General features: G+C 63.9%; 14 protein-coding genes and 1 pseudogene. 6 read left to right on the top strand and 9 right to left on the bottom strand.

Annotated elements, in window-relative coordinates; all coding sequences use genetic code 11:
- The first annotated feature begins 211 nt into the window (after window positions 1-211).
- Window positions 212-556 (top strand): hypothetical protein, encoded by a 345-nt coding sequence (locus tag ACI8UR_RS10800; RefSeq protein ID WP_411714630.1) that lies wholly within the window; start codon window positions 212-214, stop codon window positions 554-556.
- A 13-nt stretch (window positions 557-569) separates the two neighbouring features.
- On the opposite strand, the gene carB is transcribed toward ACI8UR_RS10800, so the two are convergent.
- The 7 genes from carB to ACI8UR_RS10765 form a co-directional block, all read right to left on the bottom strand.
- Entirely contained in the window at window positions 570-3857 is a 3288-nt protein-coding gene (gene carB / locus ACI8UR_RS10795; RefSeq protein WP_411714629.1) for a carbamoyl-phosphate synthase large subunit, read from the bottom strand.
- Between the two features lie 354 nt (window positions 3858-4211).
- Complete coding sequence (locus ACI8UR_RS10790; protein WP_411714628.1) at window positions 4212-4439, bottom strand: hypothetical protein; 228 nt, start codon at window positions 4437-4439, stop codon at window positions 4212-4214.
- Window positions 4440-4586: 147 nt separating this feature from the next.
- On the bottom strand, window positions 4587-5117 hold the full coding sequence (locus ACI8UR_RS10785; protein ID WP_411714627.1) for a DUF5815 family protein: 531 nt from the start codon (window positions 5115-5117) through the stop codon (window positions 4587-4589).
- Between the two features lie 48 nt (window positions 5118-5165).
- Complete coding sequence (locus ACI8UR_RS10780; RefSeq protein ID WP_411714626.1) at window positions 5166-5366, bottom strand: hypothetical protein; 201 nt, start codon at window positions 5364-5366, stop codon at window positions 5166-5168.
- Between the two features lie 48 nt (window positions 5367-5414).
- Window positions 5415-6287, bottom strand: coding sequence for a hypothetical protein (locus ACI8UR_RS10775; protein ID WP_415087863.1), 873 nt, complete (start codon window positions 6285-6287; stop codon window positions 5415-5417).
- Window positions 6288-6331: 44 nt separating this feature from the next.
- The gene (locus ACI8UR_RS10770) at window positions 6332-6514 is read right to left on the bottom strand and encodes a hypothetical protein (RefSeq protein WP_411715603.1); all 183 of its coding nucleotides are present in this window, start codon (window positions 6512-6514) and stop codon (window positions 6332-6334) included.
- Between the two features lie 4 nt (window positions 6515-6518).
- The gene (locus tag ACI8UR_RS10765) at window positions 6519-6935 is read right to left on the bottom strand and encodes a hypothetical protein (RefSeq protein WP_411715602.1); all 417 of its coding nucleotides are present in this window, start codon (window positions 6933-6935) and stop codon (window positions 6519-6521) included.
- A 137-nt stretch (window positions 6936-7072) separates the two neighbouring features.
- Here ACI8UR_RS10765 and ACI8UR_RS10760 point away from each other — a divergent pair, with 137 nt between their 5' ends.
- Both ACI8UR_RS10760 and ACI8UR_RS10755 read left to right on the top strand, forming a co-directional pair.
- Entirely contained in the window at window positions 7073-8923 is a 1851-nt protein-coding gene (locus ACI8UR_RS10760; protein ID WP_411715601.1) for an SLC13 family permease, read from the top strand.
- 38 nt (window positions 8924-8961) lie between these two features.
- The gene (locus tag ACI8UR_RS10755; protein WP_411715600.1) at window positions 8962-10593 is read left to right on the top strand and encodes a potassium channel family protein; all 1632 of its coding nucleotides are present in this window, start codon (window positions 8962-8964) and stop codon (window positions 10591-10593) included.
- Window positions 10594-10607: 14 nt separating this feature from the next.
- Here the strand turns inward: ACI8UR_RS10755 and ACI8UR_RS10750 are convergent, their stop codons facing one another.
- Complete coding sequence (locus ACI8UR_RS10750; RefSeq protein ID WP_411715599.1) at window positions 10608-11852, bottom strand: NAD(P)/FAD-dependent oxidoreductase; 1245 nt, start codon at window positions 11850-11852, stop codon at window positions 10608-10610.
- 209 nt (window positions 11853-12061) lie between these two features.
- Between ACI8UR_RS10750 and ACI8UR_RS10745 the strand changes: the two genes are divergently transcribed.
- Window positions 12062-12655, top strand: a complete 594-nt coding sequence (locus tag ACI8UR_RS10745) for a DUF6149 family protein (RefSeq protein WP_411715598.1) — start codon at window positions 12062-12064, stop codon at window positions 12653-12655.
- Window positions 12656-12748: 93 nt separating this feature from the next.
- Window positions 12749-13096, top strand: coding sequence for a nuclear transport factor 2 family protein (locus tag ACI8UR_RS10740; protein WP_411715597.1), 348 nt, complete (start codon window positions 12749-12751; stop codon window positions 13094-13096).
- Between the two features lie 12 nt (window positions 13097-13108).
- Here the strand turns inward: ACI8UR_RS10740 and ACI8UR_RS10735 are convergent, their stop codons facing one another.
- Window positions 13109-14458: an NAD(P)/FAD-dependent oxidoreductase gene (locus ACI8UR_RS10735; RefSeq protein WP_411715596.1), complete on the bottom strand. Its 1350-nt coding sequence runs from the start codon at window positions 14456-14458 to the stop codon at window positions 13109-13111.
- Between the two features lie 89 nt (window positions 14459-14547).
- Between ACI8UR_RS10735 and ACI8UR_RS10730 the strand changes: the two are divergent.
- Window positions 14548-14762: pseudogene (locus ACI8UR_RS10730) on the top strand (homoserine kinase); the annotation flags it as partial.

Genomic DNA, 14762 nt, shown 5'->3' with positions numbered 1-14762 from the left:
AGGCCGTTGACGCCGGCCGCGGTCGTCCAGGCTGTCGAGACGCCCGTTCGGAGCGTGTCGTCCTCGATGCTTTCGATTTCGGGAAACACCGATTCGATATCCATACCGGGTGGACGGGAGCCGGCGGCTAAATCCTGTGGAACCGCTATCGGTTCCGGAACCGGCTGCTGGTCAGGGCAGGACTTATCGTCCTTGTTGTAAATCGGTACGTATGCACGACGAACTGGAGGCGGCATCACTAGAAGAGCGTATCGTACTCGGTTGTATTATCGACCTTGCCGACCGCGAGGCCACACCAGCGAACTCAGCCGAGATACGGGAGGCAGTCACGGCCGCACTCGAGCGTGTTGACAGCGGAACGGTCGGGCGGCTCTCGGAAGCCGATGTCATGCGCTCGCTCAACGCGCTGGCCGAAACCGAACTGGTGGAGGAAAAGCGCCCGGAGGACGGCTCGCCGGTTGGCAAGGGTCGACCGACGTACTCGCTCGGCGCCGACGACGGCACCGTACAGTCGATGCTCGCAGAAGACGACCGCGTCGCCCCGCTCGTGGAGTAGGGGCCCCCGGTTTCTACTCGCCCCAGTCGCGACGCTCGGTCGGCCGCTCCGAGACAGCCATCACGTCGAGCGGTTCGTCGACCGTCTCGATGGCTTCAAGCGCCGCGCGGGCGCTCGGCACCGTCGAGAAGTAGGTGATGGTCTCCTCGACGGCGACCTCGAGGAGGTCACGGTCACGCGAGAAGATAACGTCGATCTCGTCGTCGCGAATCGCGGCTTCGATGTCATCGAAGTCGTCCTTCTCGTGGACGTCGAAGCGGCGTTCGGCACCCTCGCGGACGTCGGAGATATCCTCGTTCTTCTGGGACATGCCGCGCAGGGTTTCGAGGTCGACGATGGCGGTGCCCTCGGTCGGGATGGGCTTGCTGGTCGACGACTGGGCTTTGAGATAGGCTTTGCCGAACGAGCGGGCCGTGCCCATGACCTCGCCGGTCGATTTCATCTCGGGGCCGAGACGGGGGTCGCTGCCCGGCAGGCGGTCGAACGGCAGGACGACTTCCTTCACGGAGACGTGTTCGGGCACCTGCTCGTGAGCGCGGAGTTCGTCGAGCGACTGGCCGGCCATCACCTTCGCCGCGAGTTTGGCAATCGGGACGCCGGTCGCCTTCGAGACGAACGGAACGGTGCGCGAAGAGCGGGGGTTGGCCTCCAGGACGAACACTTCGCCGTCGCGGACGGCCAGCTGGACGTTCAGCAGGCCGACGGTATCGAGTGCGCGGGCGATGTCGAGTGTCACTTCGCGGACGCGTTCGAGCGTGTCCTGGGAGAGCGAGCGCGGCGGAATCATACAGGCGGAGTCGCCGGAGTGGACACCCGCTGCCTCGACGTGTTCCATGATGCCGCCGATGAGGACGTCGTCACCGTCCTCAGAAATCTTCGATTTCTGATGGGCTGCGGAATTCGTCCCCGACGAATTCCGAACGTCGGCGACGGCGTCGACATCGAGCTCGACCGCGTCCGCGAGGAACTCGTCGACGAGGATGGGTTTGTCCGGGGAGACGCGAACGGCCTCCTCGATGTACTCTTTGAGTTCCGCGTCGGAGTAGACCACGTCCATGGCGCGGCCACCGAGCACGTAGGACGGGCGAACGAGCACCGGGTAGCCGATGTCATGGGCCAGCTCCAGGGCCTCGGATTCGCTCGTGGCGGTGCCGCCTTTCGGCTGACTGATTCCGAGTTCGTCCATCAGGGCGTTGAACCGGTTGCGGTCTTCCGCGAGATCCATCGCCTCGACGGAGGTGCCCATGACCGCACAGTCGAGGCCACGCCGTTCGAGTTCGGCCTCAAGGGGGTCACCGACGTTGACGGAGGTTTGGCCACCGAACTGTACCATCACGCCGTCGGCGTTCGTCTCCTCGATGATGTCGGCGACCTCTTCGGCCGTAATCGGCTCGAAGAACAGCCCGTCGGAGGTGTCGTAGTCCGTCGACACCGTCTCGGGGTTGTTGTTGACGACGTGGGCGTCGATGCCCTCCTCGCGGAGGGCCCGGACGGCGTGGACAGCACAGTAGTCGAACTCCACGCCCTGCCCGATACGGATGGGGCCGCCGCCGACCACGACAACGCTTTCGACGTCACGGTCGACCTGTACCTCGCTTGCGCCCTGTCCGGTCAACGGCTCGCGTGCGGAGTAGTAGTACGGCGTCGACGCGCGGAACTCTCCGGCGCAGGTGTCGACCTGCTTGTACGTCCGGTGGGAGGTCTCGTCCTCGACGTCGTCGATGGTGACGCCGGCACCGTCCGTTTCGAGTTCCGGTTCGTCGTCGGTCTCACGCTGTTCGGACGGAATCCAGGAGGCGTGAGTGTCGTTGAACTCGCCGCCGGCCATGGCGGTGACCTCCTGGTTCGTGAAGCCGGCGTCCGCAGCAATCTGGAAGTCGCCTTCGGCGGCCGCTTCCGCGGCGTCGGCGATGCGCTTGAACCGCTCGACGTACCATTCTTTGATGCCGGTCAGCTCGATGACGTTTTCGACGGTGTAGTCGCGCTCGAAGGCCTCGAAGATGGCGTACGGGCGGTCAGGGGTCGGCCGTTCGAGATACGACGCTTCGAGTTCGTCGTCGGAGACGGTCGTCCAGTCGACCGCGGGGTCGTACTCCGAGGAGCGAAGCGCCTTCAGCATCGACTCCTCGAAGGTGCGGCCAATGGACATCGCCTCGCCGGTCGATTTCATCGCCGGCCCGAGCTCGAACTCGACGTCGCTGAACTTGTCCTTCGGCCACCGCGGCACCTTCGTGACGACGTAGTCGATGGCGGGCTCGAAGGCGGCCGTGGTCTGTCCCGTAATCTCGTTTTCGATCTCGTGGAGGCGCTTGCCCATCGCCACCTTCGCGGTGACGCGGGCGATGGGGTAGCCGGTCGCCTTCGAGGCGAGTGCGGAGGAACGGGAGACGCGGGGGTTCACCTCGACGACGCGGTATTCGCCGGATGGCGTCCCGTCGTCGCGCCAGGCGTGCTGGATGTTACAGCCACCTTCGATACCGAGTTCGCGGATGACCTTCAGGGCGGAGTCGCGCATCTTCTGGTGGGCTTCGTCAGGGATGACCTGCGAGGGGGTGACGACGGTGGATTCGCCGGTGTGGATGCCCATCGGGTCGATGTTCTCCATGTTGCAGATGATGATACAGGAGTCGTCGGCGTCGCGCATCACCTCGTATTCAAGTTCGACCCAGCCGGCGATGGATTCGGTGATCTGGACTTCGTGGTTCCGGGAGAGCTGGAAGCCCTTGCGGACGATTTCGCGGAGCTCGTCCATGTCGTCGACGACACCGGAGCCGGAGCCACCGAGGGTGTAGGCGGTGCGGGCGATGACCGGCAGCCCGCCGACGGACTCAACCGCATCCTCGATTTCGTCCATCGACTCGATGGTCTCGGAGCGACACACCGGCTCGCCGATCTTCCGCATCCGCTCGCGGAAGAGCTCGCGGTCTTCCGTCGCGTAGATGGTGTCGAGCGGCGTGCCCATGATTTCGACATCGTATTCCTCGAGGACGCCCTGTTCGGCGAGCTCAGCAGTGACGTTCAGGCCAGTCTGGCCGCCCAGGCCGGCGATGACGCCGTCGGGCTGTTCCTTGCGGATGACCTCGGCGATGGCTTCGGGAGTGATGGGCTCGACGTAGACCTTGTCGGCCATCTCCGGGTCGGTCATGATGGTCGCAGGGTTCGAGTTGACGAGGACGACCCGAGCGCCCTCTTCCTGGAGCGCCCGACACGCCTGGGCGCCGGAGTAGTCGAACTCGGCCGCCTGTCCGATCTGAATCGGTCCGCTGCCGATGAGCAGGATGGTACGCTCGTCGTCTGTCATTACTCCTGTTCAGTTCGTACATCGTAATAAGCCCGGCGAAAGAGTGCGGATTTCGTAACAAGAGTACGAATTTCGAATCGTGCGACGATTGCCGATAGCGGCGATAAGACGTGGAAAACAGGAACGCGTCGGGCCGAACCGCCGCCGAACCACGGTTCAGAGCTTCGCTATTCGTAGCGGTGTGACGGGAGAGTGTGATACGGATTGTTGTAGTCGTTTCCCAGCGAACGCCGAGCCGTACCGGCCGCTCACCCATAATTTGGGACAACAATCCGTATGAATCCATCGGCATCGACTCGAACCGGGTGGTGCTACCGTTCCCCACGGGCAAAGCTGGCGGCAACAGAACTGGGGTTAACTCACTTCGCCGAGCCGATAGCGGTACGGCTGGTCGCGGATGACCTCGACCTCGCCAGCCTCCGCCTCACGGCCGAGAACGGTGGCGACGCGGTGAGCGCTGTCGAACTCCTCGCCGTGCTCTTCCAGCAGGTCGAGGATCTCCCGTGCGGTCAGTGGCTCCTCCGGGTCGGCCTCCGACAGCACGGAACGGATACGCTCAAACTCACCCCGGCGTATGCGCATGTGCTTACGCATGTGCCCGTATACCATAACACCCCGTCAGACAATCGTCAGACGGGCGAACGACAGAAACCGAACGACGGCGGCAGTGTGGAACTGAACCGCCTCGTCAGACACTGAGCGGCCTGGCCGTGTTACACCGTGTCGCCCTCACACCGGCGTATCGACTTCCGATTCGAACGCTCGCTCGTCCCGATAGGCGTCGACAAACGCCTCGACATCGAAGTTCGTCATCTGCTGTTCGAACTGCGAGGCGGTCGCATTGTCGCCGTGGCTGGCGGCGTGCTCCATCAACTCGACGAGCAGTTCGACGATGATTTCGTGGAGACGGCGCGAGTCGAAGTCGGTCACCCAGATGAGCGCGTAGCCGACGTGGCCGTCCTCGCTGACGTCGGCAACGGCCACCTTCTCGGGGAACTCCTCTAAGACGATGCCCATCACGTGGGCGATGCCGAACTCGGGGAACTCATCGTCCGTCTCGATGGTTTCCCGGAGGACGTCGGCGATGGATTCGGGGACGAACCGCGAGATGGGGTGGACGTCGACGACGACGGCGTGGCGTTCGCCGCAGTCACACCGAACCTCCCGCATCCCCATATCGAGGTCGTGGGCGTGTACCGTCTCGCCACAGGAAAGCTCCAGCGTCCCGGGGTCGTCGCCCGGCACTCTCGGGTCTGCCATTGTCCGTTCTCGGCGACCGAGCGGGTTAAAAACAGCGTTCCGCGGTGGCTACTCGGCGACCCGCCCCTCCGATTCGTCGTCCTCGTCGTGTTCTTCCTCTATCTCGACTTCAACCTCGACTTCGATTTCGAGCCCATCCGTCACCAGCTCGGCTTCGGCTGTTTCGGTATCGCCGACCTCGATTTCGAGTTCGTCCTCGTCCACTTCGACCTCAACCTCGACCTCGACGTCGGTATCGCGTTCGGACATGCTCGGCGCTACGGTGCAAACCGGGAAAACAGTAGTGTCGGCGAACGACTACTCGGGGATGTCGTCGGCGCCCAAGGCGGCGTCGTAGGGGTCGGTCTGTTCGTCGGACGTTTCGGGTTCGGCCTCGAGGTCTGGCTCCTGGAGCTGGACGTACGCTCGCGTGACGACTGCGGCGCCGAAGACGCCGAGGATTCCGCCGACGACCGGCGTGACGAGCGCGCTCGCGAGCGGTGACAGTTCGCCGAACGCGCTGCCGACCATCGCTTCGAGTTGTGCGATGAGGACGAGCACGAGCGCGAGGGCGAACACGGTGATGCGGTGACCCTTCGTTACTCGCCAGGAGTCAGCCATCGCCTGGACGAAGTTCTTGTCGTTCAACGCGATCTCCTGTCGCAGGAAGTAGAACGCCACCGCGAGGAAGATACCGGGGATGATGAGGAAGACGAAGCCGACGAGGATGAGCGCGGAGACGACGATGCCACCGATGAAGCCGTTCAGCGTCGCCAGAACGATGTTTCGAGTGGTGAGATCGCGGGGCATCGTTTCGGTTTCGTCGGTGGCGAAGACGCGAATGGCGACGATGGAGACGGCTTCCGAGACGATAGCGAGGACGAGCAGGCCGGCAGCAGCGACGCCGGCCGGGATGTTGAGCGCAAGCGGCGACGTCTGTCGGGTCTGCTGGGCAGTGTTCCGGAGCTGCTCGAGCGCCTGGTCGTATTCCGATTGTGGGATACCGAGTTCGCTGGTGGAGGCGCTCTGCATGAATTCGAGGATGGCCTCCAGTAACCCGACCAAAAACGTCTGGAACAACACGGTCGTCAAAAGCGCAACGACGGCGAAAACAACCGCCAGTAACAGCCCGTTCTTGGCGACCGTCCGCGAGATACCCTCGCTGAACGCCTCACCGATATCGAGACTCATACCGGATGGCCTACCGCCGGCCTCTTAAGAATGCCCGTGACGCGCTACCGGCCACGGAGACGTCTGGCATACGCTGCCAACGCGAAGCCGAGGCCGATGACGAGTCCGACCACCACCGCGTAGCGTATCGGCTCTGAGAAGATTCCGCGAACGATAACAAGAGACGCAAGCAACACACCGATGACCCGGAGCGTTCCGGCGACGAGCGGTGAATCGCCGGCAGTCACCGTTTTACGGCCAGTCGTCGCGCGCTTCGTCGTCGGCCTCGGCGTCATCGGCCTCCGCGTCGCCGAGTTCCCAGCCCGCCGCGTCGGCGGCCTGTTCGAGGGGGAGGTACTCCCAATCGACTGTCTCGGCGAGGTCAGCGTCGTTCTGGTCGACGCCGACGAAGACGTGTCGGTCGGTGTCGAACTGCGTTTTCACGTTGTCGAGGCTCTCCTCGCGACCGCGCGGGCCCGAGAAGAAGTCCTGTCGAATGCGGTTCTTCCGCGTGAAGTTGGTCACGACGTAGGTCGGCTTATCGGAGACGACCCCGACGTACTCACTCCAGGTGCGAGCGTCGGAGAACACCTCCTCCGGCCGAGCCAGTCGCTTGAGCGCTTCCAACTCGAACGCGAGTGTCATGTCCGTAGAGCCGCCGCCGTCCATACCTGACACGTGGTGGGCCCGGAGAAAACACTTTGGAATCGTCCGCCGGAAACGGTACTCGCGTGGGCGGGCGCAGCCACGGAAGACAACGCGTCACTGACCAGAACTTTTAGGCGATGATTGGGCGAAACGGCGGTGTGTTCGCGCTCGTCGCTGGAACCGGACTGACGACTGGGATGCTCGTCGTCTTCGCCATCATCCTCGTCGCGCTCGTGCTCTTCGTCACGGAGCCGGTGCCAATCGACGTCACCGCCATCGGCGTTCTCGTTGCGCTCGTCATTCTCGAACCGTGGACGGGGGTGACGCCAGAGCAGGGTGTCTCCGGCTTTGCCTCCTCGGCGACGGTGACGGTGCTTGCGATGTTCATCCTCTCGGAGGGTATCCGCCAAACCGGCGTCGTCAACATCATCGGGCGGAAGATCGCCGAACGGTTCGGTGAGAGCCCGTTCGGACAGCTCGTCGCCGTCCTCACGCTTTCGGGCGGGACGGCCGGCTTCATCAACAACACGCCGGTCGTCGCGGTGATGATTCCGATGGTGACGGAGCTGTCCGACCGGACGGGTATTTCGCCGTCGAAACTGCTCATACCCGTCTCCTTCGCCTCGATGATGGGCGGGATGCTCACGCTCATCGGCACGTCGACGAACATCCTCGCCTCGGACGTGTACGACCGCATCGGCGGCGCCGCAACGGAGCCGTTCTCGATGTTCGAGTTCACCGCTCTCGGGGGCCTGGTGCTCGTCTCCGGGACGCTGTATCTGCTCGCGTTCGGGCCGCGGCTCCTCCCCGAGCGCATCAAGGCCCGCACCGAGCTCACGGACGAGTTCGAGATGAAGCAGTACCTGACGGAAGTCATCGTCCGTGAGGATTCACCGATGATCGGCAAATCCGTCGATCAAGCGCTTTCCGAAATCGACGTCGACGCCGACATCGTTCAGCTCATTCGCGACAAGCAGGCGTTCAACGAACCGCTCTCACGGAAAGTCGTCCGTGAGGGTGATATCCTCGTGTTGCGGGTCGACCGCCAGAGCCTCGTCGGCCTCATGGACACCGAGGGGCTGGATTTCGCCCCCGATGTCGAGGCGACCGACGAACTGCTCGAAGGCGAGGAGACGGGCGTCGACGAGGAGGGCGAACAGCGCCTCGTCGAGGTCGTCCTCACGCCGGATACCTCGCTTCTCGGCGAGACGCTTGAGACGCTCAACTTCCGGCAGCGCTACGACGCGTCCGTGCTGGCGATTCGCCGCGGCGGCGACATCATCCACCAGCGGATGGACAAACGCACCCTCCGGGCCGGTGACACGCTGTTGATACAGGCCAGCGAGGACACCGTCCGCCGGTTCTCGACCGACCGGAACTTCATCGTCGCCCAGGAGCTCACCCGACCCGACTTCCGCTCCGAGCGCATCCCGGTCGCCGTCGGCATCGTCGGCGCCGTCGTGGCCACCGCCGCGCTCGGCATCCTGCCCATCATGATCGCGGCATTGGCGGGTATCGTCGCCATGGTCGTCACCGGCTGTGTCCGCCCGACCGAGATGTACGGCGCCGTCGACTGGAACGTCATCTTCCTGCTTGCCGGCCTCATCCCGCTCGGCGTCGCCATGGAGGAGACGGGCGCCGCCTCACTGCTCGCCGACGTGGTTGTGGACGCAAGCGCCGGGCTCGGTATCGTCGCCCTGCTCGGCATCTTCTATCTATTCACCTCGCTTATCACGAACGTCGTCAGCAACAACGCAAGCGCCGTGTTGATGATACCGGTCGCCTACGATGCGGCCCTGCAGTTGGGCGCCGACCCCTTCGCGTTCGTCCTGGCCGTCACCTTCGCCGCCTCGACGGCCATGCTCACGCCCATCGGCTACCAGACGAACCTCATGGTGTACGGCCCCGGTGGCTACAAGTTCACTGACTTCGCACGCGTGGGCGCGCCCCTGCAGTTGCTGTTGACCGTCGTCACGACCCTCGGTATCGTCTACCTCTACGGCGTGTGACTGTTCACCTTTAACCACCATCCGGCTGAGGGATACGTATGGACGAGTGGCAGCGCCGAACGGTCTACTACACGTCGGTGCTCATCGTGACGATACTCGGCTATACGGTCGCCTACCAACACGGGATGGCGACGTTCGAGGGCGAGCCGACGACGTTTCTGCACGCGCTGCAGATCGTCGTCGAGACGTTCACGACGACCGGGTTCGGCTCCGATGCGCCGTGGACGAGCCCGGAGATGAACGTCCTCGTCATCGTGATGGACATCACCGGCGTCGTGCTCATCTTCCTCGCGTTACCGGTGTTCGTTTTCCCACTTTTGCAGGACGCCCTCTCGACGACGGTGCCGACCCGGCTCACGAACGGCCTCGACGACCACGTCGTCGTCTGTACGTACACCTCCCGGGCCGAGACGCTCATCGAGGAACTCCAATCCCGCGGCGCCGACTACGTCCTCATCGAACCCGACCGCGAACGCGCGCTCGATCTTTACGAGGATGGGTACGAGGTCATCCACACCGACCCCGAAACCGCAGAGGGGCTTGCGGGCGCGAATCTCACGTCAGCGCGGGCGCTCGTCGCGGACGTCTCCGACGAGGTAGACACGAGCATCGTTCTGACCGCCCGGGAACTCTCGGAGGACGTTCGCGTCGTCAGCGTCGTCGAAGAGCCCGACAGCGAACGCTACCACCGACTCGCGGGTGCCGACGTGGTTGTCTCGCCGCGCCCGCTGCTCGGCCGCAGTCTCGCCTCGAAGGTGACAAGCGCCGTGACTGCCGAACTCGATGACGCCGTCGAAATCGGCGATGATTTCGAAATCGCCGAACTGGCCATCCAGCGCGGTAGCCCGCTGGCCGGGTCGACGCTCGCCGAAAGCGGCATCCGCGAAGAGACCGGCGCGAACGTCATCGGCGCGTGGTTCCACGGGGAATTCCGCAGCCCCCTGTCGCCGGAGACGACGCTCACCGACGGGTCGGTGTTGCTCGTGACCGGCACCCAAGAACAGCTCTCTGCGCTGCGGTCGCTCACCCGCTCGCCCGTCCGCCGCATTGAACAGGGCGAGGCCATCGTCATCGGCTACGGCGAGGTCGGCCGAACCGTCACCGAGGCACTGGAGACAGCCGACGTTCCCTACACGGTCGTCGACCGCGACGACCTCGAGGGCGTCGACATCATCGGCGACGCGACCGAACCCGACACGCTCGACCGAGCCGGTATCGATGGGGCACGGTGGGCCATCCTCGCGCTCCCCGACGACACTATCGCGGAGTTCACCGCCCTCGTCATCGACGACCGTAGTCCCGAAACGGAAATCGTCGCCCGCGCCGAGGAATCCCAGAACGTCACGAAGATGTACCGGGCCGGCGCCGACTACGTCCTCTCGTTATCGACCGTGACCGGCCGGATGGTCGCCTCGGCGCTGCTCGAAGAGCAGGTGCTCACGCCCGACTTACAGATCGAGCTCGTCCGAACGTCGGCACCGCGGCTGGCCGGGACGAGTCTCGCGGCGGCAGATATTCGCGCTCGAACCGGATGTACGGTTGTCGCCGCCGAGCGTGAGGGCGAACTGCTGACGGACATCGGCCCCGAATTCGTCATCGACGAAGACGACACGCTGGTTGTTGCGGGCACCGATGACGGCATCAATCAGTTTTCGACGCTGGCCGGCTAAGCGGCTAAACGCGGTTATTCGGCCGCTGCGGCTTCCTCGAAGGCGTCGACGTCGATGGATTCGGCAAGCAGTAGTTCTTCCTTGCCGGAGACATCGACCTGTCTGCGGGCGAGCTGTTTGAGGCCCGACTGGGGCGCGAGGTCGCCGATGAGGACGCCACCGATGACGCGGCCGTCCTTGATGGCGACGCGACGCCAGGTTCCCTCGTCGTATTTCTTCTCGACGGTCTTGTCACCGAGCGTCGGATGGCCGAACGAAAGGAAGGGGAAATCGAAGTGTGTGATAGAGTACGATGAGACCCACTCGAAGGTTTCCGCGGGTTCGTCGGCGACCATGTTCGAGCCGGCGATGGAGCCCTGCTCCTTTGCCGACCCCCAGGCGCCGTTCTGGGCGCGCTCGCCGAGGATGACATCGTGGAACTGCGTGATGTCACCGGCCGCGTACACGTCCTCGACGTTCGTCTGCATGTGCTCGTTGACGACGATGCCGTTGTCCATCTCGAGGCCGCTGCCACGGAGGAACTCGGTGTTGAAATCCAGGCCGATGGCGACGCCGGCGAAGTCAGCCTCGAAGCGCTCGCCGTTCGGGTCGATGGCCGCGGTGACGTGGCCATCGTCGTCCGGCTCGAAGTGGTCGACGCCGGAGTCGAACACCGGCGTGACGTTCTTCTCTCGTAGCGCGTCGTGGATGATTTCGGCGCCGTCCTCCGAGAGCGCATAGCGCCACCAGGCGTTGCCACGCATCAGATAGTGGGCTTCGACGTCCTGTGCGCCGCAGATGGCCGCAAGATCGATACCGAGCAGGCCGGCCCCGACGACGACGCCGGAGTCGGCTTCCTCGGCGCTTTGCTTGATGGCGCGGGCGTCCTCGAACGTCCAGAAGTGGTGGATGCCCTCGGCGTCGCTTCCGTCGACGGGGAGCTGCGTCGGCGTCCCGCCGGTCGCGACGAGCAGTTTGTCATACTCGTAGACGTCGCCCGCATGGGTGTGTACCTCGTGGGCGTCGGTGTCGACCTCGGTGACGACGGTGTTCATCTGGAGGTCGATATCCCGGTCTTCGTACCAATCGGGGTCGTGAATCGAGACGGGCGCCTCGGGCAGTTTCCCCTTCGCGAACTCCTTGATGAGAATACGATTGTACAGGGCCTCCCCCTCCTCCGTGATGACGGTGACGTCGGCATCCGGATCGGCCTCCCTGATGGTCTCGGCCGCGGACGAGCCGGCGATGCCGTCACCGATTATAACGTGCGACGCACACATGTCCACGGGTATGGCACCCGCCTTAATGTGAATTGCTATGTTGCGATTCATCACGCTGCCACGGGGCGTCACGGCCGTTTGTGATTACGGCTGGAAATGCGACGGCGGCCGTCACCGCGTTCGGCCGTCGAACCGCGCTCGCGGGCGGACGCTGGCCGAGTGCTTCCGGCGTCGCGGGGTTCAAGGACACAGAGCCCCCATCTACGAACATGAAAATCCGCCAGAACGTCCGCCACTGGGCCGCCAAGAAGGCGCTGACAATGCCCGTCATCGGCGACATGACCAACGACAAGCTGGTCGATATGCACACGAAAATCTTCCTCGGTAAAACCGACGAGGCAAACCGCGAGGAGCGACGTGACCACCTCGATGACTTCTTCGATGCGACGATGGACACCTACGTCGAGGCGCTCGAATCCGGCTACACCGAGGCCGAGGCCCGAGAGATTACGCACATCCAGGCCAACTTCGATTTCTTCAACCACGGCTGGACGGAGATGATGGAGTTCCCCGGCGACGAACTGGACGAACACTTCCGCCGCTACGAGGAGTTCTTCAAAACCCACGGCATCACCATCGACGACCCGCTCGGTGAGTTCCGGCCCGCTACCGGCATTGCGGAGGCGCCCGCGACGCCCGAGAAACTCGAGGAAGGCGAGTACGAGAACGCCGTCGCTGGCTTCGCCGACGATGTCTACGTGGAAACGCCCGAGGGACAGACCGTGGCCGGCGGCACCGAGGAACCCGAAGACATCGACCCGACGCAGGCACCCGGCGTCGACGACGAAGTCCAGGCCGATTAACGGTTCTTTTTCCGCGTTCCGTCCCGAATCTATTAGCCGTTCGCGCCGCTTGTATGGCTGTCCGTCGGTACCACACCGCACGGGAGATAGGTCATGAGCACCACAGAACGAGTTCTCGACCATCACCTGGAGGCGTTCGAAACGCAAGACCTCGAGGCGGTCATGGTCGATTACGACGAATCGTCGACGGTCGTCACGAACATGGGCGCGTTCCACGGCCTCGAGGAGATAGAGGGATTGTTCACCGAGCTCTTCGCGGAGTTCGACGTTCCCGATGCCGAGATCAACATGCACCAAACGACGGTCGAAGGCGAGTTCGGCTACATCGTCTGGGATGCCGAAACCCCGGAGAACGTCTACGAGTTCGCGACCGACACGTTCCACATTCCCGGCGACATAATCGAGTTCCAGACGTTCGCCGGGAAGATCGAGCCGAAATAGGGCGGGGCAGCGTCAGCGGCCGTCGGCGTCCAGGAGCCCGTCTACCGCGGCGTAGCCGGCCTCGATAGCCCCGTTGAGGCTTCGCTCAGGATACTGTGCGCGCGAGGCCATGCCCGCGTAGTGGACGCCCGGCGCGACCGACTCCGAGAGGTCGTAGGGGATGACCAGATCGAGATAGCCGCGCTCGTACACCGGAGCTGTCTTCGGGTTTTGACCGATTAGCATCCAGTTTACGCCGTCGCGGTCGAAATCTGGGAACATCTCCTCGATGCCGTCGAGCCACAGTTCTTCGACGCCGTCGTCGTCGAGTTGCCACAGTTCCTCGTCGGTGTCCTGGATGTAGCTCGCGACGTACAGGAGGTGTTCACCGCCGTAGCGCTCCGGCGAGACGAAATTAGTGTGTTCGATGAGGGCGCCGAACGGCGCCTCGTCGGCGATGTTGAGCCAGTAGGTGTCCATCAACTGCTCGTCCATCGAGACGACGCCACACACAGAGCCCTGGAAGTCGATGTCGCATTCGTAGCCGGTCAGTGATTCGAGGACGTCAGGCATCGTCGCGACGACGACGTCATCAACGGGGTGTACCTCTGTCACAGTCGTCTCCTCGGCATGTTTCTCGACCGTCAGTGATTCGACGGGGCCGCGGGATGGGGTCTCACCATCCTCGAACGCCAGGTCTGTGACGTACGCCCCCGTCTCGATATTCTCCTCGCCGACCGCCTCGATGAGCGCGTCGACCAACACGCCGAAGCCGCCTTCCAGGTAGCCGAGACTCTCGCCGCGGAGGATGTCGCGCTCGCCGCGGAACTTGACGCGGCCGAGCAGCCACGCCGCCGAGACGTCTTCCGTCCGGGAGCCGAACTTCGCGTCCAAAAGCGGCTCGAAGAAATACTCGTAGACGCCGTGAGTCGTATGCTCGATGAGGAACTGCTTGATGGGAACGTCCTCAAAGTCCTCGAGGTTCTCATAGGTGTCACGGCGCGGCCGACCACCGCGGACATCGATGCCGAGCGTGAGCATCGTCAGCCGGAACTTATCGTACGTCGAGAGATACGGGTAGGCGGCGATCTCCCAGGGCGTATCGAGGGGATGGGCGACGCCATCGACGTAGTAGGCGTTCTCGCCGATGTGCCACTCGATTCGGTCGCCGACGCCGAGTTCCTCAGCGAGTTCGACGATGGTCTGTTCGGATTTCGAGAGGTGATGGTAGAACTTCTCGATGCGGTCACCGCGGGTCTCGTAGGTGGCCGCAAGGCCGCCAAGGCGGTCGTTGGCCTCGAAGACGCGCACCTCATGGCCTGCGTTCTGGAGGCGATACGCGGCGGAAAGCCCCGCGAGACCGCCGCCGACGATGCCGATCATACGCCCAGTCGTTGGGGCACAGTGTTGCCTCTTTCGACTGGCCGGGCGCATCGGGTAGATTTATCCGGGGGCGAGCGGTATCCCCGGCCATGCTCACGGTGCGGGCGCCCGCGACGAGCGCGAACCTCGGGAGTGGCTTCGACGTGTTCGGGGCGGCCCTCGAACGGCCGGCGGACATCGTTCGCGTCGAGAAGGCCAACCGCACCACCATCGACGTGACCGGCGTCGGTAGCCAGTATATCCCGGAAGACCCTGACAAGAACACCGTCGGCGCCGTCGCCGAGGCGCTTGAGGCGCCCGCCCA

The sequence above is a fragment of the Natronomonas sp. genome (genome assembly GCF_047616845.1).
Taxonomy (GTDB): Archaea; Halobacteriota; Halobacteria; order Halobacteriales; family Haloarculaceae; genus Natronomonas.
This window is presented reverse-complemented; position numbering and strand designations above follow the sequence as displayed.